Below are 18,461 nucleotides of genomic sequence, written 5' to 3'. Positions count from 1 at the left end.
TTGCCGTGAACTCGGCGACCACGGCTCCGGCCAGCGAGACCAAGACCTTCGTCCCCAGCGACCTCGTGATCCTCGGGGGAGGCGGTATGGCGACCGTCCTCGCGGGCGTCGCGCACTACGCCCACTGGGTCGGCTGGCTCTCCTTCGTGCTCTCGGCCGTGGCGGTCGCGCTGCTGGCGAGCCTCGTCGGCCGCTCGGTCGAGCAGCTCGGCGACCGGTTCGGGCCCGGGGCCACCGGCGTGCTCCAGAGCGCCCTGGGCAACCTGCCCGAGCTGTTCATCTGCCTGTTCGCCCTGAAGTCGGGCATGGTCGACGTCGTCCGTGCGGCACTCATCGGCTCGATCCTGTCCAACCTGCTGCTGGTCATGGGCCTGGCGTTCCTCGTCGGCGGCATCAAGCACGGATCGCAGCGCATCGACTCCGGCCGCGCACGGAGCATCTCGGTGATGATGATCGTCGCGACCATCGCGCTGATCTTCCCGACGATCACCGCGCGCATCTCCGACAACGCCACCGGCGGTGGCGCGGGCGCCCACGAGCAGACGCTGTCGATCATCGCCTCGGTGGTGCTGCTCGCGCTCTTCGCCTGCTCGCTGCCCGCCTCGCTGCGCAAGGACGACACGACGGGCATGAGCGGCCACGACACCACGGAGCACGACGCGCCGCGCTGGCCGATCTGGCTCGCCGTCGGCATGCTCGCGGCGGCCGGTCTGCTCGCAGCCTTCGTCTCGGACTGGTTCGTCGCCGCGCTCACCCCCGCGATGCAGTCGTTCCACATCAGCGACACCTTCGCCGGCCTGGTCGTCGTCGCCATCGCCGGCAACGCCATCGAGAACGTCGTCGGCCTCCAGCTCGCCGCGCGCAACCAGAGCGAGTACGCCTTCCAGATCATCATCAACAGCCCGTTGCAGATCGCGCTCGTCCTGGCGCCGGTGCTGGTGATCCTGTCCAGCCTGCTCGGCTTCACCGTGCTCACCCTGGTGTTCCCCCTCGCCCTGGTGGTCGCGGTCTTCGTGTCGGTGCTGATCGCCGTCGTCATCACCGTCGACGGCGAGTCCAACTGGCTCGAGGGCGCCTCGCTGATCGGCGTCTACATCGTCATCGCAGCGTCGTTCTGGTGGGGCTGATCCGGAACATCTGACGGCCATCGATGGTTGCGGAGTCCGTGAGTCCTCATTCCCGCCACCCGGCCATCGCGATCCTGGCACTGGCGGTCGGCGGCTTCACGATCGGCACCACCGAGTTCGTGACGATGGGCGTGCTCCCGGAGATCGCCGACGGCGTGCACGTGTCCGTGCCGGACGCCGGCCACGCCATCAGCGCCTATGCGCTCGGTGTCGTCGTCGGCGTACCCCTGTTCGCGTTCTTCGGTGCCGCGCTGCCGCGCCGGGCGACGCTGGTCGCCCTGATGGCGGCGTATGCCGGCTTCAACCTGCTCAGCGCCGCGGCGCCCAGCTACGCGGTGCTGCTCGTCGCCCGGTTCCTGGACGGCCTGCCGCATGGCGCGTACTTCGGCGTCGCCAGCCTGGTCGCCGCCGGCCTGGTCAGCCGTGAGCGGCGCGGGCGGGCCGTGGCCAGCGTGATGCTCGGCCTGAGCGTCGCCAACGTGGCGGGCGTCCCCGCGGCGACCTGGCTCGGGCAGCATGCGGGCTGGCGGGCGACGTACCTCGCCGCGGCCGCCCTCGGCGCCATCACGGTCGCCGGGATCCTCGCGGTCGTCCCCAGCGTCCCCGGCGACAGCGGGGCGAGCGGCCGCCGGGAGGCGCGTGCCTTCTTCGGCAGCGCCCAGGTGTGGCTGACGCTCGCGGCGGGCGCGGTCGGCTTCGGCGGCCTCTTCGCGGTCTACTCGTACGTCGCCAAGACGGTCACCGTCGTGGGTGGGCTCGGCCTCGGCGCAGTGCCGGTCTTCGTGCTCGCGCTCGGGCTGGGCATGGTGGCCGGCACGTGGATCGCGGGCGAGCTCGCGGCGGTGTCGGTCTTCAAGAGCCTTCTCGGCGGAGGGATCGCCTCGGCGGTCTTCCTGCTCGCCTACTACTTCGTCGCCCCGGCCGGCTGGTGGCTGCTGCCCGTCGCGTTCCTGGTGACCGCCGGGGGATCGGTGCTGGTGATCAACCTGCAGCTGCGGCTGATGGACGTCGCCGGCGACTCCGTCACGCTCGGCGCAGCGATGAACCATGCCGCACTCAACGTCGCCAACGCGCTCGGCGCCTGGTTGGGCGGCATCGTGATCGCCGCCGGGCACGGCTACCGCGCGCCCGCCCTGGTCGGTGTCGTGCTCGCCGTGCTCGGTGTGGTGATCCTGCTGGTCTCGGTGAGCCTGCACCGGAGGGTCTCGACAGGCTCGACCACCGAAGCAGGCTCGACCACCGAAGCAGGCTCGACCACCGAGGTCGTCGCTCAGCCGTAGAGCTTGAGGAACCCGTGAACGGCGGCCTCGACGAGCTGGTCCGCGGTGACCTGGACGGCACCCTCGAGCCAGGCGGTGATCAGCTCGGCCATGCCGCCGATGAACAGCAGACCGGCGAGCTCGTTCTCGGTCTCGTCGCGGTCGGTGCGGTCGAGCCAGGCCGGGGCCTGCTCGGCGACGCGGTGCGCGAAGTGGCGCAGCAGCTGGGTCCGGCGGTCGCGCAGCCCGGGCATCGCGCCGGCCTCGATGATCGTCACGCGGCCCTTGCGACGGTCGGCCTCGAGCAGGGCCACGAAGGTCGCCATGGTGGCGCGGGTGCGTTCGACCGGGTCGTCGCCGGCGGCGTCCGAAGCGGCCTGGGTGGTGGTCTCGATCTCCTCGGCGACCGCGTCGAGGACCGCCCGCAGCGCCTCGTCCAGGCCGCTGAAGCTCTCGTAGAAGTACCGCTCGGTGAGCCCGGCCTCCGCGCACACCGCTGTCATCGTCGTACGCCGACCCGGGTCGGCCCACACCTCGAGCGTGGCCTCGAGGAGACGCTCGCGACGCTCGGCCGCACGGTCCTCCGCGGCGACGCCGCGATACACGCCCGACTGCACTGCCATGCGTCCCACCCTGTCAGAGGGGACGGGGAAAGAGAAGGTTGACAGGGTGTCCTTCCTGAATCATCCTGAGGTCATGACCCAGGTGTCGAGCGACGTCCGCGACCTCCCCCGACCGGTCAGGGGCGACCGCGGGCTGCCGTGGGCCGGGCGGATCCTCGACTACGCCCGAGACCCGATGGCGCTGTTCCGGCACCAGTGGGACACCTACGGCCCGGTCTCGCCGTTCCCCTACCTCGGCGAGCAGGGCGTGATCCTGCTCGGCCCGGACGCGTGCGAGGCGGCCTTGCGCAACGGTGAGAAGGCGTTCGCCAGCGGCCCCGGCTGGGGCCGGATGGTCGGCCCGTTCTTCAACCGCGGGCTCATGCTGCTCGACTTCGAGGAGCACCACGTGCACCGCCGGATCATGCAGGAGGCGTTCACCCGCGACCGGCTCACGGCGTACGCCTCGCGGATGCAGCCGGCCGTCGAGCGCGGCCTCGCCGACTGGCGGCCCGACCCGGCCTTCCGGACCTATCCGGCCCTCAAGCAGCTGACCCTGGACATCGCGGCCGACATCTTCATGGGCGGCGCCGACCACACCAGCCTCGCCGAGATGGCCCGCGTCAACCGTGCCTTCATCGCCTGCGTCCAGGCGGCCACCGGATGGGTGCGCGCCGACGTGCCGTTCACCCGTTGGGGCCGTGCATTCCGCGGGCGGAGGGTGCTCGAGGACTTCCTGCGCGGCTACCTGCCCGAGAAGCGCGCGCACGCCACCGACGACTTCTTCTCGGTGCTGTGCCACATCGAGTCCGAGGAGGGTGAGCGGTTCAGCGACCAGGACGTCATCAACCACATGATCTTCCTGATGATGGCCGCGCACGACACCTCGACCATCACCACGAGCACGATGCTGCAGCACCTCGGCCAGCACCCCGACTGGCAGCAGCGGTGCCGCGAGGAGTCGCTGGCGCTCGGTGAGAACCCGACGCTGGCGGACCTCGAGGGTCTCGTCGCCCTCGACCTGGTCATGAAGGAGAGCCTGCGGCTGCGTGCCCCGGTGCCCGTCCTGGCGCGGCGCACGGTCAAGGAGACGGTCGTCGCCGGCGTGCGCATCCCCGCCGACACCCCGGTCATGGTCGGGGTCCAGTTCTCCCACCTGATGCCCTCGCTGTGGACCGCGCCGGAGTCCTTCGACCCCGACCGCTTCAGCGCCGAGCGTCGTGAGGACAAGTCCCACCGGATGGCCTGGGAGCCGTTCGGCGGGGGAGTGCACAAGTGCATCGGGCTGTACTTCGGCGGCCTCGAGGTCAAGTCGATCCTCCACCGGCTGCTGCGCGGCTACGAGTGGAGCGTCGATCCGGCGTACGTCGCTCCGCTCGACAACCACTCGCTGCCGTTCCCCAAGGACGGCGGACCCATCTCCCTCCGACGCACGGTCGCCTGACAGAATCGGGGCATGTCCGCCACGACCGCGCAGCCGCCCGTGCCGGAGACGGCACCCGGGCAGCCGGCCACGCCCGAGGGGACCGCTCGCCCGCGCGTGCTCTCCGGCATCCAGCCGACCGCCGACAGCTACCACCTGGGCAACTACCTCGGTGCCGTGCGCAACTGGCAGGTCCTGCAGGCCGACTACCAGCCGTTCTTCTTCATCGCCGACCAGCACGCGATCACCGTCGAGTGGGACCCCAAGCTGCTGCGCGAGCGCACGCTGCGCTCGGTCGCGCAGCTGCTGGCGGCCGGCGTCGACCCCGCCAAGTCGGCGATCTTCGTCCAGAGCCACATCCCCGCGCACGCCCAGCTGGCGTGGGTGCTCAACGGCATCACGGGCTTCGGCGAGGCGCGCCGGATGACCCAGTTCAAGGACAAGTCGGCCAAGGGCGGCGAGGGCGCGGCCAGCGTCGGCCTGTTCACCTACCCGATCCTGATGGCGGCCGACATCCTGCTCTACCGGCCCCACTACGTACCGGTCGGCGAGGACCAGCGCCAGCACCTCGAGCTGACCCGGGACCTCGCGCAGCGCTTCAACAGCCGGTTCAAGAAGACCTTCCGGCTGCCCGAGCCGTACATCCTCAAGTCGACCGCGAAGATCTACGACCTGCAGGAGCCGACCAAGAAGATGTCGAAGTCGGGCTCGGCGCCCAACGGCATCATCGAGATGCTCGACGACCCCAAGGTCACCGCCAAGAAGATCAAGAGCGCGGTCACCGACTCCGACGGCGAGATCCGCTACGACCCCGAGAGCAAGCCGGGCATCAGCAACCTGCTGTCCCTGCTGTCCGCCCTCGGTGGCGAGCCGATCAGCGCGCTCGAGGAGCAGTACGCCGGCAAGGGGTACGGCGTGCTCAAGGGCGACCTCGCCGAGGTCGTCACCAGCTACGTCACGCCGTTCCGCGACAAGACGCTCGAGCTGCTCGACGACCAGGACTACCTGATGCAGGTCATGGCCAAGGGTGCCGAGCAGGCCGCGCCGGTCGCCGAGGCGACGCTGCGCGACGTCTACCAGCGGATCGGTTTCGTGGCCCCGGCGAGCACGGGGCCGACCGCGCGATGACCTCGTTCCGCAACGGGGCACCCGACTCGGCGGAGGAGACCGCGACGATCGGTGTCGCGATCGCGATCCCCGAGCCGTGGGCGACCCAGCTGCAGGAGTACCGCATCGAGATCGGCGACCCGACCGCGCTCGGCGTGCCCACCCACATCACGCTGATTCCGCCGACGGTCGTCCCGCGCGACCTCACCGACATCACCGCGCACCTCAGCGCGGCCGCCGAGCAGGTCGCACCCTTCGGCGTACATCTGCGCGGGACGGGTACCTTCCGACCCGTGTCGCCGGTCGTGTTCGCCAGCCTGGTCGAGGGCATCTCGCAGTGCGAGGAGCTCGCGGCCGCCGTACGCCGCGGCCCGCTGGCCGTCGACGTCGAGTGGCCCTACCACCCGCACGTGACCGTGGCCCACCAGGTGAGCGACGAGCTGCTGGACCGGGCGTTCGCCGACCTGTCCGACTTCGAGTGCATCTTCGACGTGGCCGAGTTCCACCTCTACGTCCATCGCGGCGCGGCCGGCTGGGTGCCCACGCAGAAGTTCGGTCTGGCGGGCTGAGGATGTCCCGCCCACCGGTGCTCGACCACCTGATCCGGACCGTCAAGCACTACGGCTCGGTCGGTGGGAGCCAGCAGGCCGCCGGTACGACGTACTTCGGCTTCCTCTCGGTCTTCCCCGTCCTGCTGCTCGCCTTCACCGCGGTCGGTGTCATCGCGAAGGCCTGGCCGAACGCTCAGGACACCCTCGTCAAGGCGATCACCACGGTGCTGCCGGGGCTGATCGGCAACGGCCAGAACCAGCTCTCGCTCACCGACATCCAGCACGCCGCGGGAGCCGCCGGCCTGTTCGGCCTCCTCGGCGTCCTGTACGCCGGCCTGGGCTGGCTCTCCGCGCTCCGGACCGCGCTGATCACGGTGTTCGACGAGCCTCCCGCCGAGCGGCCCAACTTCATCGTCGGCAAGCTGCGCGACCTCTCGGCGCTCGTGGTGCTGGGCGCCGTCCTCCTGCTCGGCGTCGCCCTCTCCGGCCTGATCACGCACTTCTCCGGCCAGCTGCTCGACTGGGCCGGCCTCGGTGGGGGCCTCTCCTGGCTGGTGGCGATCATCGCGATCGCGGCCGGCGTCGCGGCCGGCGTCCTCATGTTCTTCCTGATGTTCGTGCTGCTCGCCCGGCCCCGGGTCCCGCAGCGCGAGCTGTGGAGGGGCGCGCTGCTGGCCGCTGTCGGCTTCGAGGTCCTCAAGCAGCTCTCGGCGCTGCTCCTCGGCGCGACCGCCCACCAGCCCGCCGCCCAGGCCTTCGGCATCGCGCTGATCCTGCTGGTCTGGATCAACTACTTCTCCCAGGTGACCCTGTACGCCGCCGCCTGGGCCCACACCTCCGACGCCGCTGAGGCCCAGCGGATCGATGCTGCGGATGCCGAAAGGGCTGCGGTTTGGGCACAAACCGCAGCGGATCGGCCCGAAGAACTGTCGTTTGGCACCAAACGGCAACTCACCGACCAGGCCCGCGGCGCCCTCGCGGGCGCCGGCGCCATGCTCGCGGCCGTCGTGCTGATCAACAGGAAGAAGGACCGATGACCATCGGCAGGAAGCACGGCTGGTTCCTGGTCGGCGTGGCGATCTGGAGCTTCGTGATCTGGGGCCGCTTCATCAAGGCCCTGCTCGACGAGCACGCCAAGGGGACGCCCGAGCCGCACGGCTACTACGCCGCCCACACCGTGCTGATCATCATCAACATGATCCTGGGACTGGTCTTCCTGGTCTGGGGCGTGCGCGTGCTCCGCGGCTCCAGGTCGGCCTGACCGTACGCCGGCGGACGACCGGTCAGCTGCCGACGAGCCGACCGAGCAGGAAGTACGTCGTCATCGGGCCCTTGCCCTTCACGTCGACGACCTGAGGCTCGCTGAACGCGTAGCGGCCCTCGAGCAGGTCGTGCGTGGCCTGCGAGACCTGGATCCGGTGGGGGCGTCCGCTGGACTCCATCCGGCTCGCGGTGTTCACCGTGTCACCCCACAGGTCGTAGGTGAACTTGCGCTGCCCGATCACGCCGGCGACGACCGGTCCCGACGCGATGCCGATCCGCATCGCGATGGGGGAGGGCCAGTCGTGCGAGAGCCGCGCGAGCGTGCGCTGCATGTCCAGGGCCAGCTCGGCCAGCGACGCGGCGTGGTCCGGGTCGGGAAGGGGGAGTCCGGCGACGGCCATGTAGGCATCGCCGACGGTCTTGATCTTCTCGATGCCGCGCTGGTCGCAGAGCGCGTCGAACGCGCGGAACATCGCATCCAGCAGGCGCACCAGCTCCTCGGGCGGCAACGACTCGGAGACCCGCGTGAAGCCGACGATGTCGGAGAACAGCACGCTGACGTCCGAGGCCGAGTCGGCGATCGCGGTCTCGCCGCCCCGCAGCCGGTCGGCGATCGACACGGGCAGCACGTTGTGCAGGATCGCCTCCGATCGCTCGCGCTCCCGCTCGACCTCGCGCTGGCCCTGGAAGTCCGTACGACGCAGCAGCTCCAGCGCATAGGCGATCAGCAGGCCGATCGAGGTCAGCCCGGCCATCGGCGCGATGGTCCGGCCGAGGTCGTCGACGCTGTGCAGCGCGCCCGGCAGGGACAGGCAAACACCGGCGTACGCGAGAGCGACGGCGATCGAGGCGTGCATCCGCATCCGCAGCAGGCCGATCCCACCGAGGAAGGTGACGGTGGCCGAGGTCTGGAGGTACTCCCACGGCAGGTCGGAGATCCGGCCGATCACGGGGCCGAGCGCGACCAGCACCACGCTGAGCAGCAGGCTCGAGCCGATCTGCAGGTGGTCGCGTGCGGGCTTCCAGCGCGCGAGGAGGATGCCGGCGACGCAGAAGGCGATCACCACGCACAGACGGGTGAGGGCGGCCCAGAGGAGGCCATGGTTGATGACCAGCACGTCGATGCCGCCGTAGACGACGGTGAAGGCGACACCGATGCTGCGCGCGAACGGTACGCCGCGCAGCCCGTTCTCGTCGTCGTACCTGATGAACGACGTCTCGGTCTCGGCATCGTCGAACTCGAGCATCCACCGGCGCATGCTCACGGCACGGCGCTCGTGCACCCATGCTCGGATCAGGCTCGCGCTCACTCCCGGAAAATAGCGGAAAGGCCGCCCCCGCCGTGGCGGGAGCGGCCTTTCGGACGGTTGTCAGTGACCGTGGGCCATCGCGGTGCGGAGGTCCTTGTTGAGCTGGGCGATGACGTCCAACGGGATCTCCTTGGGGCACGCGGCCGCGCACTCACCGATGTTGGTGCAGCCACCGAAGCCCTCGTGGTCGTGCTGACCGACCATGTCGGCCACGCGCGACCAGCGCTCGGGCTGGCCCTGGGGCAGCTCACCCAGGTGGGTGATCTTGGCGCCGAGGAACAGCGAGGCCGACCCGTTGGGGCACGCCGCGACGCAGGCGCCGCAGCCGATGCAGGTCGCCACGTTGAAGGCGCGCATGGCCTTGTCGCGCGGCGCCGGCACCGAGTTGGCCTCGGGGGCCGAGCCGGTGTTCGCCGAGATGTAGCCACCCGACTGGATGATCCGGTCGAAGGCCGAGCGGTCGACGATGAGGTCCTTGATCAGCGGGAACGAGCCCGAGCGCCACGGCTCGACGGTGATCGTCTCGCCGTCCTTGAAGGACCGCATGTGCAGCTGGCAGGTCGTGGTGACCTCGGGGCCGTGCGCCTGACCGTTGATCATCAGCGAGCACATGCCGCAGATGCCCTCGCGACAGTCGTGGTCGAACGCGACCGGCTCCTCGCCGCCGGTGACCAGCTGCTCGTTGAGCAGGTCGAGCATCTCCAGGAAGGACATGTCCGACGAGACGCCGTCGAGCTGGTAGGTCTGGAGCGCGCCCTTGGCCTCGGGGCCGGCCTGGCGCCAGATCTTGAGCGTGAGCTTCACTTGTAGGACCTCTGCTTCATCTCGATGGCCGTGTAGATCAGGTCTTCCTTGTGCAGGACCGGCTGACCACCCTCGTTGGAGTCGCCACCCCACTCCCACGCGGCGACATAGGCGAACTCGTCGTCGTGGCGCAGCGCCTCGCCGTCCTCGGTCTGCGACTCGCCGCGGAAGTGGCCGCCGCAGGACTCGCGCCGGTTGAGCGCGTCGATGCACATGAGCTCACCCAGCTCGAGGAAGTCGGCGACGCGGCCGGCCTTCTCGAGGTCCTGGTTGAGCGAGTCGGGGGAGCCGAGCACCTTGACGTTGGTCCAGAAGTCGGCGCGCAGGTCGCGGATCTTCTGGATCGCGGTCTTGAGGCCCTCCTCGCGACGGTCCATGCCGCAGTACTCCCACATGATCGAGCCGAGCTCCTTGTGGTAGCTCTCGACCGAGCGGGTGCCGTTGATCGACATGAACTTCGCGACGCGCTCCTCGACGGACTTGCGTGCCTCGACGACGGCCGGGTGGTCCTCGCTGATCTCCTCGAACGGGCCGTCGGCGATGTACTCGCGGATGGTGTTCGGAAGGACGAAGTAGCCGTCGGCCAGACCCTGCATCAGCGCCGAGGCACCGAGGCGGTTGGCGCCGTGGTCGGAGAAGTTGGCCTCACCCGTGCAGAACAGACCGGTGATGTTGGTCTGCAGCTCGTAGTTCACCCACAGGCCGCCCATGACGTAGTGGACGGCCGGGTAGATGCGCATCGGCAGCTCGTACGGGTTCTCACCGGTGATCCGCTCGTACATGTCGAGGAGGTTGTCGTACTTCTCCTCGACGGCCTCCTTGCCCATCCGCGCGATCGCGTCGGTGAGGTCGAGGTAGACGCCGCGGCGGACCTTCTTGGTCGTCCCGTCGGGCTGGATCTCCTCGATCTCGGGTCCGACGCCGCGACCCTCGTCGCACATGTACTTGGCTGCACGCGAGGCGATGTCGCGGGGGACCAGGTTGCCGAAGGAGGGGTAGATGCGCTCCAGGAAGAAGTCGCGGTCCTCCTCGGGGATCTCGCGCGGGTCCTTCTCGCAGTCGGCGACGTTCTTGGGCACCCAGATGCGGCCGTCGTTGCGCAGCGACTCCGACATCAGGGTCAGCTTGGACTGGTGACCGCCCGTGACCGGGATGCAGGTCGGGTGGATCTGCGTGTAGCAGGGGTTGGCCATGTAGGCGCCCTTGCGGTGCGCGCGCCACGCGGCGGTGACGTTCGAGCCCATCGCGTTGGTGGACAGGTAGAAGACGTTGCCGTAGCCACCCGAGGCCAGCACGACGACGTCGGCCAGGTGGGTGTCGATGGCGCCGGTGACCATGTCGCGCGTGATGATGCCGCGGGCCCGAGGAGTTCCGGTGCTGTCGTCGGCGACGATGAGTTCCAGCATCTCGTGGCGCGTGAACGCCTCGACGGTGCCGGCCGCGATCTGGCGCTCCATGGCCTGGTAGGCGCCGAGCAGCAGCTGCTGACCGGTCTGGCCGCGGGCGTAGAACGTGCGCGAGACCTGGACGCCACCGAAGGAGCGGTTGTCGAGGAGGCCGCCGTACTCGCGGGCGAAGGGGACGCCCTGCGCGACGCACTGGTCGATGATGTTCGCCGACTCCTCGGCGAGGCGGTAGACGTTCGACTCGCGCGAGCGGTAGTCGCCGCCCTTCACGGTGTCGTAGAAGAGGCGGTACGTCGAGTCGCCGTCGCCCTTGTAGTTCTTGGCGGCGTTGATGCCGCCTTGCGCGGCGATCGAGTGCGCGCGACGCGGGGAGTCCTGGTAGCAGAACGACTTCACGTTGTAGCCGGCCTCGCCGAGCGTGGCAGCGGCAGCGCCGCCGGCCAGGCCGGTGCCGACGATGATGATGTCGAGCTTGCGGCGGTTGGCCGGGTTGACCAGGCGGTTCTCGAACTTGCGGATGGTCCAGCGCTCCGCGATCGGGCCAGTGGGGGCCTTGTCGTCGACGAGCTTGTCACCGAGCGTGTAGTAGCCGGCGGCGTCGTCGGACTTCTGCTCGGAGGCCTTGTTGGTCGGGGACAGCCCCGGGAGGTAATGGGTTCCTGCAGCCATGGTGTCTCAGGCCTTTCAGTCGATGACGCCGGCGAGCGTGAAGATCGGGACCAGCGAGAAGCCGCCGGCGATGACCACCGCGACGAGCCAGCCCGCAGCCTTCGCGCGAGCGCGTGCCTTGGCGGAGTTGGTCAGGCCGAGCGTCTGCAGCGCGCTCCAGGTGCCGTGGTGGAGGTGCATGGCCAGGGCCAGCATCGCCAGCAGGTAGATCACGGTGATCCACCAGGTGCCGAAGGAGTCGACCAGCAGGTGGTACGGGTTGTCGCCGCCGGTGTGACCGTTCTTCGGGTCGATCTTGACGATCGTGAAGTTGAGCAGGTGCCACACCAGGAACAAGAAGATGGTCAGGCCGCCCCAGCGCATGGTGCGCGAGGAGAGCGAGGAGCCCCGGTTCTTCTTCACGGCGTACGCCTGCGGGCGGGCCTTGCGGGCCTTCACCGTCAGGTGGATCGCGCAGCCGACGTGGATCACCAGGGCGGCGATCAGGCCGACGCGCAGGATCCACAGCAGGCCGCTGTACGGGAGGAAGGGTTCACCGATCGTGCGCAGGTGGTCGGCATAGCCGTTGAAGGCTTCCTCGCCCTGGAAGGCGTGGAGGTTGCCGTACATGTGCGCCAGCACGAAGCCGATGAACAGGAGGCCGCTCACGGCCATCAGGAGCTTGATGAAGATGGTGGAGCGGGCTGCGCTCCTGCCCTTCACCAACGGGGGTCGCGTCGTCGTCGTTGCCACGGGGGGTCACGCTACTCCCGCTACCGCCGAGTAGTTCCCACTGCCCATGTGAGATATGCACGTTAGGCGACCCTTATCGAGCTGGTTCAGGCCGTGATCGGCACCGGGTGCCGCGCGACGAGCTCGTCGACCGCGTCGGCCCACGTGCGCCGCAGCGACACCTCGCGGGCGTGCGCGCCCATCAGGGAGCGCTGTGGATCAGCGGCCAGCGCGGCGACAGCGCGGACGAGGTCGCGCTTCCTCTCGGGGTCGAAGAGCAGGCCGGTCTGCAGGTGCTCGACGACGCTGGGCGCACCGCCGGCACGCGCGGCGACGACCGGTACGCCGGACGCGGCGGCCTCGCGCAGGACGTGGCAGTCGGTCTCCTGCTCGCCCGGGTGCACCAGGACGTCGAGGGTCGGCAGGGCGACGGTGAGGTCGCCGGTCTGCAGGGGGCCGGTCAGCTTGGCGCCGGGCAGCCGCTTGGCGAGCCAGTCGCGCTCGGGTCCGTCACCGATCACCACGACACGGGTGTCGCTCAGGTCGGCCAGCTCGGCGAGGCGACGTACGCCGTGGCGCTTGTGGAGGCCGCCGACGTAGCCGACCACGGTCTGCGGCCGGTCCGCAGACTTCGCGCGCGACCACGAGGCGTGCAGCCAGGAGTCGCGCAGGCCCGGGTGGAACGCGAGAGGGTCGACGCCCGGCAGCCACAGCTCCGCCGCGACGCCCAGCTCGGCCGCGCGCTCGACCATCCAGGGCGAGGTGACCAGGAGCCGGTCCGCCCGACCGGCGACCTTGGCGCGCCAATAGTCGGCGGCCAGGTCGAGGACGGGGGACTGCTCGACGACGACGGTGGCGATGCCCATCCTCCGTGCGTGCTTGAGCGCCTTGCGGCCGACGCCGCGGGGGGAGTGGGCCTGCACCAGGTCGGGGGCGAACGCCTCGAGGGCCGCCTTGACCTGGGGCCCGGCCGGCTCGAGCGGCCGGACCCGGACCACCCGGGCGTTGCGGTACGTCGCCAAGCCGGGCCCCGGCGCGATGATCCCGACCTCGTGGCCCAGGTCGACCAGCCGGTCGGCCGTCGCCTTGAGCGTGGTCGTCGAGGAGTCGACCGCCGGGTAGAAGGACTCGGTCACCAGAGCGATGCGCATGCCTGCAGCGTGCGCGCGCGATGTTGCTCGATCCTGATCAGGACGTCGTGCGCGGGTGTACGCCGGATGAACGGCTGAAGGTCACATCCGCGCCCGTGGCCACGCGGCCGGTCAGGTCACGCACCTTCGCGAGCGACAGCGTCACCGGCGGGCCGGCGGCCCGGCGGGAGGTTGCCCTGGCGGATCGCATCGGCGATCTCGTGGATCTTGATCCCGCTGGCCTGCCAGTCCCCGGCCGGGGCGTCCCAGGCGATCTCGAAGCCCCGACGCGCCTCGACGGTCCAGCTCTTGCTGAACAGCACGCGAGCGAGGGCGGCGAACGGAAGGAGCAGCAGGAGCAGGAAGAACTCCGCCGCGACGACCGCGCCGAGGATGATGAACGGCAGCGCCAGGATCAGCAGGACCACGCCGATGACCGCGCTGATCGGGTCGTTGCCGAGGCCGCTGCCCCAGTCGAGCGGTGTGCTGAGCCCGCTGTCGCCCAGACCGGTCAGCCGGCGGCGCCAGGGCACCCAGCGGCGGGTGATCCGCCAGGTCTGGCCGTGGGGGTCCTTGACCTTCACGCGACGGGATCCGCTTGGGGGCCCTCGAAGGAGTAGAACGCCACCAGGCACTTCTCGCTCACGCGGTGCATCTCGTCGGCGTTGCTTCGCAGGAGGGTGGACATCGCGTCGACGGTGCCCTCGAAGGCGCCGTACAGCTCACGCAGCGTCGGGCCGAGGACGGTGGCGCCCGCGGTGGGGTCGGCGACCGTGGCGCCGTGGAGGAGCTTGTCGGAGAGGTCGCGACACTCGTCGCCGATCTCCTCGTAGCGGGACGCGAGTCGCCAGAGGGCCTTCGCGAGGCGGCCCCGGTCGTCGGCCGCGACGGGTACGTCGTCGCCCGACTGGTCGGCGGCGTACAGGTGGCGCAGCTGCTCCATCGCCGTGCTGTTCAGCTCGTTGAGGTCCGCGAGGACGCCCGTGGGGTTGGCGAGGTCGATGCCGTTGGTCATGCTCGCGCTCCTGTCGCTGGTTCCCGAGACACGTTCCTCATTACCAATGTCGCCGGATGCCAAACCAGCCATCTGTCGTCCGCCCGCGCACCGAGGCCTGTCCTCGGTTTGGTCACATCGGCTGGAGAGTGCCGGCGCGCCGCCGATAGAGTCGTCGTTTGTGACTGAATCGCCGCTGACGCTCGCGCAGCCCGAGGACAGCCACTCCCGTGAGGAGTGGGAGGCCGCGACGGCGGCCGTCCTTCGCAAGGCTCGCCGCCTGTCCGACGACGACGCCGACGGCCTGGTGTGGGACAAGCTGACCCGCACGACGCTCGACGGCATCGCGATCACCCCGCTCGGCGTACCCGCCGACCTCGAGGGTCTGCAGACCTCCGGTCGGCCCACGCGCGCGGGCGCGTGGGACATCCGGGCGCGCTACGCCGGAGCGGCGGAGAAGCTCCTCAACGGCCACGCGCTCACCGACCTCGACGGCGGCACCACCTCGCTGTGGGTCGCCGCGGCTGCCGACACCGACTTCAAGGTGCTGCTCGACAAGGTGCTGCTCGACCTCGCGCCGGTCGTCCTCGACCCGCAGGGCGACGCGGTCGCCGTGGCGGGAGCTTTCGTCGACCACGCTGCGTCGGTTGGGTACGCCGAGCTCCACCCGGCCACCAACCTCGGTGCCGCCGCCGACAGCGACCAGCTGGTCGAGGTCGCCGAGCTGGCCCGCAAGGCCGGTGTGCTGGCCGTGGTCGCCGACGGCACGATCGTCCACGAGCAGGGTGCGTCCGACGTGCAGGAGCTCGCGGCCGCGCTGCTCCTCGGCGTCACCGCGCTGCGCCGCCTGGTCGAGGCCGGGCTCGCCGTCGAGGACGCCGCCGGCCTGATCGAGTTCCGCTACGCCGCCACCGACGAGCAGTTCCCGACGATCGCCAAGCTGCGCGCCGCGCGCCGGCTGTGGGCGCGGGTGCTCGAGCTCTCAGGGGTTTCGGCAGGCTCAACCACCGGAACGGGCATGCGCCAGCACGTCGTGACCTCGCGGCCGATGTACACCAAGTACGACCCGTACGTGAACATGCTCCGCGCGACCGTCGCCGCCTTCGCGGCCGGCGTCGGTGGCGCCGACTCGGTCACGGTCCTGCCGTTCGACGAGCCGCTCGGTCAGCCCGAGACGTTCGGCCGCCGGATCGCTCGCAACGTCTCGCACCTCCTCATCGAGGAGTCGCACGTCGCCAAGGTCGCCGACCCCGCCGGCGGCTCGTACGCCGTCGAGAAGCTCACCGACGACCTCGCGGTCGCCGCGTGGGAGCTGTTCGGTCGACTCGACGAGGGCGAGGACATCACGCCGCTGATCGAGGCCACCGTCGCGGCCCGTGAGGCCGCGATCGCCAAGCGGAAGCTGCCGATCACCGGCGTCTCGGAGTTCCCGAACCTCGCCGAGGAGCTGCCGGCGCGTGAGCCGAGCACCGACGGTGCCGACGTACGCCGCTACGGCGCCTCGTTCGAGGCCCTGCGCGACGAGCCGGCCTCCGCGCACGTCTTCCTGGCCACGCTCGGCACGGTGGCCCAGCACACCGCGCGGGCGACGTTCGCCTCGAACCTGTTCGCCGCCGGCGGCATCGCCGTCGACGTCGCCGGCCCGACGGCCGGCGTGGAGGAGCTCGTCGCGGCGTACGCCGGCCAGGCCGTCGTCTGCCTCGCGGGTGCTGACACGGCGTACGACGAGTGGGGCGCGGACGCTGCCGCCGCGCTGCGCGAGGCCGGCGCCCAGCGCGTGATCATCGCGGGCAAGCCGGTCGAGTACGCCGACGACTCCTGCGCGATGGGCGTCGACGCCCTCGCGTTCCTCACCACCACGCGGGAGGCGCTCGCATGAGCATTCCGAAGAGCTTCAAGGGCCTCGGCCTTGGTTTCGATACGCCCTCGCCTAGCGGCTCGGGCTACTCAACCAACGAATCGTGGCAGTCGCCGGAGGGCATCGAGATCAAGCCGGCGTACGGTCCCGAGGACCTCAAGGGCGTCGACGCGCTCGACACCTGGCCCGGCCTGAGCCCGTTCCTGCGTGGCCCGTACCCGACGATGTACACCTCGCAGCCGTGGACGATCCGGCAGTACGCCGGCTTCTCCACCGCCGAGGAGTCCAACGCGTTCTACCGCCGCAACCTCGCGGCTGGTCAGAAGGGCCTCTCGGTCGCCTTCGACCTCGCGACCCACCGCGGCTACGACTCCGACCACCCGCGCGTGCGCGGCGACGTCGGCATGGCCGGTGTCGCGATCGACTCGATCTACGACACCCGCACCCTCTTCGACGGCATCCCGCTGGACCAGATGTCGGTCTCGATGACGATGAACGGCGCGGTGCTGCCGGTCCTCGCGCTCTACATCGCCGCTGCCGAGGAGCAGGGGGTGAAGCCGGAGCAGCTCTCGGGGACGATCCAGAACGACATCCTCAAGGAGTTCATGGTCCGCAACACCTACATCTACCCGCCGGTGCAGTCGATGCGGATCATCTCCGACATCTTCGCCTACACCTCGCAGAAGATGCCGCGGTTCAACTCGATCTCGATCTCCGGCTACCACATGCAGGAGGCCGGGGCGACCGCCGACCTCGAGCTCGCCTACACGCTCGCCGACGGCGTGGAGTACATCCGGGCCGGCCTCGCGAGCGGCCTGACCATCGACCAGTTCGCGCCGCGGCTGTCCTTCTTCTGGGCGATCGGCATGAACTTCTACATGGAGGTCGCCAAGATGCGCGCGGCCCGTGCGCTCTGGTCGCGCCTGGTCCGCCAGTTCGACCCCCAGAACCCCAAGTCGCTGTCGCTGCGTACCCACTCGCAGACCTCCGGCTGGAGCCTCACCGCCCAGGACGTCTTCAACAACGTGGGCCGTACGGCGATCGAGGCGATGGCCGCGACCCAGGGCCACACCCAGTCGCTGCACACCAACGCGCTCGACGAGGCCATCGCGCTGCCGACCGACTTCTCGGCGCGCATCGCCCGCAACACCCAGCTCCTGCTGCAGCAGGAGTCGGGCACGACGTACTCGATCGACCCCTGGGCCGGCAGCTACTACGTCGAGAAGCTGACCCACGACCTCGCCGAGCGCGCGTGGGCGCACATCCAGGAGGCCGAGGCCGCCGGCGGCATGGCGAAGGCGATCGAGCAGGGCATCCCGAAGATGCGCATCGAGGAGGCGGCCGCCCGCACCCAGGCGCGCATCGACTCCGGCCAGCAGAGCGTGATCGGCGTCAACACCTACCGGCTGCCGCAGGAGGACAAGCTCGACGTCCTCAAGGTCGACAACGACTCCGTCTACCGCCAGCAGATCGCCAAGCTCGAGCGCCTGCGCGCCGAGCGTTCCTCCGAGGACGTGGCCCGTGCACTCGACGCGCTCACCGCGTCCGCTGAGCGCGGCTCGGTCGGTGGCGGCTCGCTCGACGGCAACCTGCTCGCGCTGGCGGTCGACGCCGCTCGGGCCAAGGCGACCGTCGGTGAGATCTCGGACGCCCTGGAGAAGGTCTACGGCCGCCACCAGGCCGTGATCCGTACGATCTCCGGCGTGTACAAGTCCGAGGTCGGCAACGACGACGCAGCCGCCAAGGTCCTCGAGGCCACGGCGAAGTTCGAGGAGGACGAGGGCCGTCGCCCGCGCATCCTCGTCGCCAAGATGGGCCAGGACGGCCATGACCGCGGCCAGAAGGTCGTCGTCTCGGCCTTCGCCGACCTCGGCTTCAACGTCGACGTCGGTCCGCTCTTCTCGACGCCGGAGGAGGTCGCCCAGCAGGCCGTCGACGCCGACGTCCACATCGTCGGTGTCTCCTCGCTGGCCGCCGGCCACCTGACCCTCCTGCCCGCGCTGAAGAAGGCGCTCGAGGAGCAGGGCCGCGGCGACATCATGATCGTCATCGGCGGCGTGATCCCGCCCGACGACGTCCCCACCCTGAAGGAGATGGGCGCCGCCGCGGTGTTCCTCCCCGGCACCGTCATCGCCGAGTCGGCGCTCGACCTGCTCGGCCAGCTCTCGGAGCAGCTCGGGCACTGACCGCCTCACTCACTGGTGAGTGAGCACAACGGGCGGCCATCCTCGCGGGTGGCCGCCCGTC

Annotated in this window: 17 protein-coding genes; 9 read left to right on the top strand and 8 right to left on the bottom strand. The window is 70.1% G+C overall.

Annotated features, from left to right (window positions below):
* The first annotated feature begins 5 nt into the window (after window positions 1-5).
* Both cax and ACYVJ3_RS00330 read left to right on the top strand, forming a co-directional pair.
* Window positions 6-1,127: a calcium/proton exchanger gene (gene cax / locus ACYVJ3_RS00335; protein WP_460850480.1), complete on the top strand. Its 1,122-nt coding sequence runs from the start codon at window positions 6-8 to the stop codon at window positions 1,125-1,127.
* A gap of 38 nt (window positions 1,128-1,165) precedes the next feature.
* Window positions 1,166-2,407, top strand: coding sequence for an MFS transporter (locus ACYVJ3_RS00330; protein ID WP_460850479.1), 1,242 nt, complete (start codon window positions 1,166-1,168; stop codon window positions 2,405-2,407).
* Here ACYVJ3_RS00330 and ACYVJ3_RS00325 read toward each other — a convergent pair.
* Entirely contained in the window at window positions 2,398-3,009 is a 612-nt protein-coding gene (locus ACYVJ3_RS00325) for a TetR/AcrR family transcriptional regulator (RefSeq protein WP_460850478.1), read from the bottom strand. The two genes, ACYVJ3_RS00330 and ACYVJ3_RS00325, sit on opposite strands and share 10 nt — an antisense overlap.
* Before the next feature lie 73 nt (window positions 3,010-3,082).
* Between ACYVJ3_RS00325 and ACYVJ3_RS00320 the strand changes: the two genes are divergently transcribed.
* From ACYVJ3_RS00320 to ACYVJ3_RS00300, 5 genes are read left to right on the top strand one after another with little or no spacing between them, the layout of a single operon-like run.
* Entirely contained in the window at window positions 3,083-4,432 is a 1,350-nt protein-coding gene (locus ACYVJ3_RS00320) for a cytochrome P450 (protein WP_460850477.1), read from the top strand.
* A 12-nt stretch (window positions 4,433-4,444) separates the two neighbouring features.
* Window positions 4,445-5,539: a tryptophan--tRNA ligase gene (trpS, locus tag ACYVJ3_RS00315; protein ID WP_460850476.1), complete on the top strand. Its 1,095-nt coding sequence runs from the start codon at window positions 4,445-4,447 to the stop codon at window positions 5,537-5,539.
* On the top strand, window positions 5,536-6,087 hold the full coding sequence (locus tag ACYVJ3_RS00310; protein WP_460850475.1) for a 2'-5' RNA ligase family protein: 552 nt from the start codon (window positions 5,536-5,538) through the stop codon (window positions 6,085-6,087). The genes trpS and ACYVJ3_RS00310 overlap by 4 nt, the downstream gene beginning before the upstream one ends.
* 2 nt (window positions 6,088-6,089) lie before the next feature.
* Entirely contained in the window at window positions 6,090-7,106 is a 1,017-nt protein-coding gene (locus tag ACYVJ3_RS00305; protein WP_460850474.1) for a YihY/virulence factor BrkB family protein, read from the top strand.
* The gene (locus tag ACYVJ3_RS00300; RefSeq protein ID WP_460850473.1) at window positions 7,103-7,330 is read left to right on the top strand and encodes an SCO4848 family membrane protein; all 228 of its coding nucleotides are present in this window, start codon (window positions 7,103-7,105) and stop codon (window positions 7,328-7,330) included. Before ACYVJ3_RS00305 ends, ACYVJ3_RS00300 begins: the two co-directional genes overlap by 4 nt.
* A gap of 22 nt (window positions 7,331-7,352) precedes the next feature.
* On the opposite strand, the gene ACYVJ3_RS00295 is transcribed toward ACYVJ3_RS00300, so the two are convergent.
* The 7 genes from ACYVJ3_RS00295 to ACYVJ3_RS00265 form a co-directional block, all read right to left on the bottom strand.
* The gene (locus tag ACYVJ3_RS00295) at window positions 7,353-8,642 is read right to left on the bottom strand and encodes an adenylate/guanylate cyclase domain-containing protein (RefSeq protein ID WP_460850472.1); all 1,290 of its coding nucleotides are present in this window, start codon (window positions 8,640-8,642) and stop codon (window positions 7,353-7,355) included.
* A gap of 60 nt (window positions 8,643-8,702) precedes the next feature.
* On the bottom strand, window positions 8,703-9,446 hold the full coding sequence (locus ACYVJ3_RS00290) for a succinate dehydrogenase/fumarate reductase iron-sulfur subunit (RefSeq protein ID WP_460850471.1): 744 nt from the start codon (window positions 9,444-9,446) through the stop codon (window positions 8,703-8,705).
* Window positions 9,443-11,521, bottom strand: coding sequence for a fumarate reductase/succinate dehydrogenase flavoprotein subunit (locus tag ACYVJ3_RS00285; protein ID WP_460850470.1), 2,079 nt, complete (start codon window positions 11,519-11,521; stop codon window positions 9,443-9,445). The genes ACYVJ3_RS00290 and ACYVJ3_RS00285 overlap by 4 nt, the downstream gene beginning before the upstream one ends.
* Before the next feature lie 15 nt (window positions 11,522-11,536).
* Window positions 11,537-12,253 carry a succinate dehydrogenase cytochrome b subunit gene (locus tag ACYVJ3_RS00280; protein WP_460850469.1) on the bottom strand — a complete coding sequence of 239 codons (717 nt, stop codon included), beginning with the start codon at window positions 12,251-12,253 and terminating at the stop codon, window positions 11,537-11,539.
* Window positions 12,254-12,339: 86 nt separating this feature from the next.
* Window positions 12,340-13,383, bottom strand: coding sequence for a glycosyltransferase (locus ACYVJ3_RS00275; RefSeq protein ID WP_460850468.1), 1,044 nt, complete (start codon window positions 13,381-13,383; stop codon window positions 12,340-12,342).
* Between the two features lie 116 nt (window positions 13,384-13,499).
* Entirely contained in the window at window positions 13,500-13,946 is a 447-nt protein-coding gene (locus ACYVJ3_RS00270) for a hypothetical protein (protein WP_460850467.1), read from the bottom strand.
* Window positions 13,943-14,377 (bottom strand): hypothetical protein, encoded by a 435-nt coding sequence (locus ACYVJ3_RS00265; RefSeq protein ID WP_460850466.1) that lies wholly within the window; start codon window positions 14,375-14,377, stop codon window positions 13,943-13,945. Before ACYVJ3_RS00265 ends, ACYVJ3_RS00270 begins: the two co-directional genes overlap by 4 nt.
* 160 nt (window positions 14,378-14,537) lie before the next feature.
* Between ACYVJ3_RS00265 and ACYVJ3_RS00260 the strand changes: the two genes are divergently transcribed.
* Both ACYVJ3_RS00260 and scpA read left to right on the top strand, forming a co-directional pair.
* The gene (locus ACYVJ3_RS00260) at window positions 14,538-16,235 is read left to right on the top strand and encodes a methylmalonyl-CoA mutase family protein (protein WP_460850465.1); all 1,698 of its coding nucleotides are present in this window, start codon (window positions 14,538-14,540) and stop codon (window positions 16,233-16,235) included.
* Window positions 16,232-18,400, top strand: coding sequence for a methylmalonyl-CoA mutase (gene scpA / locus ACYVJ3_RS00255; protein WP_460850464.1), 2,169 nt, complete (start codon window positions 16,232-16,234; stop codon window positions 18,398-18,400). The genes ACYVJ3_RS00260 and scpA overlap by 4 nt, the downstream gene beginning before the upstream one ends.
* Window positions 18,401-18,461 lie beyond the last annotated feature (61 nt).

This window comes from Nocardioides montaniterrae, assembly GCF_054782655.1.
Note: the sequence above shows the minus strand (reverse complement) of the source record. Positions and strands in the feature narration are given on the sequence as shown.

Bases quoted from the DNA above. Each gene is read 5' to 3' on its own strand.
- trpS (WP_460850476.1), top strand. From the start codon at position 4,445: ATGTCCGCCACGACCGCGCAGCCGCCCGTGCCGGAGACGGCACCCGGG.
- ACYVJ3_RS00285 (WP_460850470.1), bottom strand. From the start codon at position 11,521: ATGGCTGCAGGAACCCATTACCTCCCGGGGCTGTCCCCGACCAACAAG.
- ACYVJ3_RS00305 (WP_460850474.1), top strand. From the start codon at position 6,090: ATGTCCCGCCCACCGGTGCTCGACCACCTGATCCGGACCGTCAAGCAC.
- ACYVJ3_RS00310 (WP_460850475.1), top strand. From the start codon at position 5,536: ATGACCTCGTTCCGCAACGGGGCACCCGACTCGGCGGAGGAGACCGCG.
- ACYVJ3_RS00265 (WP_460850466.1), bottom strand. From the start codon at position 14,377: ATGACCAACGGCATCGACCTCGCCAACCCCACGGGCGTCCTCGCGGAC.
- scpA (WP_460850464.1), top strand. From the start codon at position 16,232: ATGAGCATTCCGAAGAGCTTCAAGGGCCTCGGCCTTGGTTTCGATACG.
- ACYVJ3_RS00300 (WP_460850473.1), top strand. From the start codon at position 7,103: ATGACCATCGGCAGGAAGCACGGCTGGTTCCTGGTCGGCGTGGCGATC.
- ACYVJ3_RS00325 (WP_460850478.1), bottom strand. From the start codon at position 3,009: ATGGCAGTGCAGTCGGGCGTGTATCGCGGCGTCGCCGCGGAGGACCGT.
- ACYVJ3_RS00275 (WP_460850468.1), bottom strand. From the start codon at position 13,383: ATGCGCATCGCTCTGGTGACCGAGTCCTTCTACCCGGCGGTCGACTCC.
- ACYVJ3_RS00320 (WP_460850477.1), top strand. From the start codon at position 3,083: ATGACCCAGGTGTCGAGCGACGTCCGCGACCTCCCCCGACCGGTCAGG.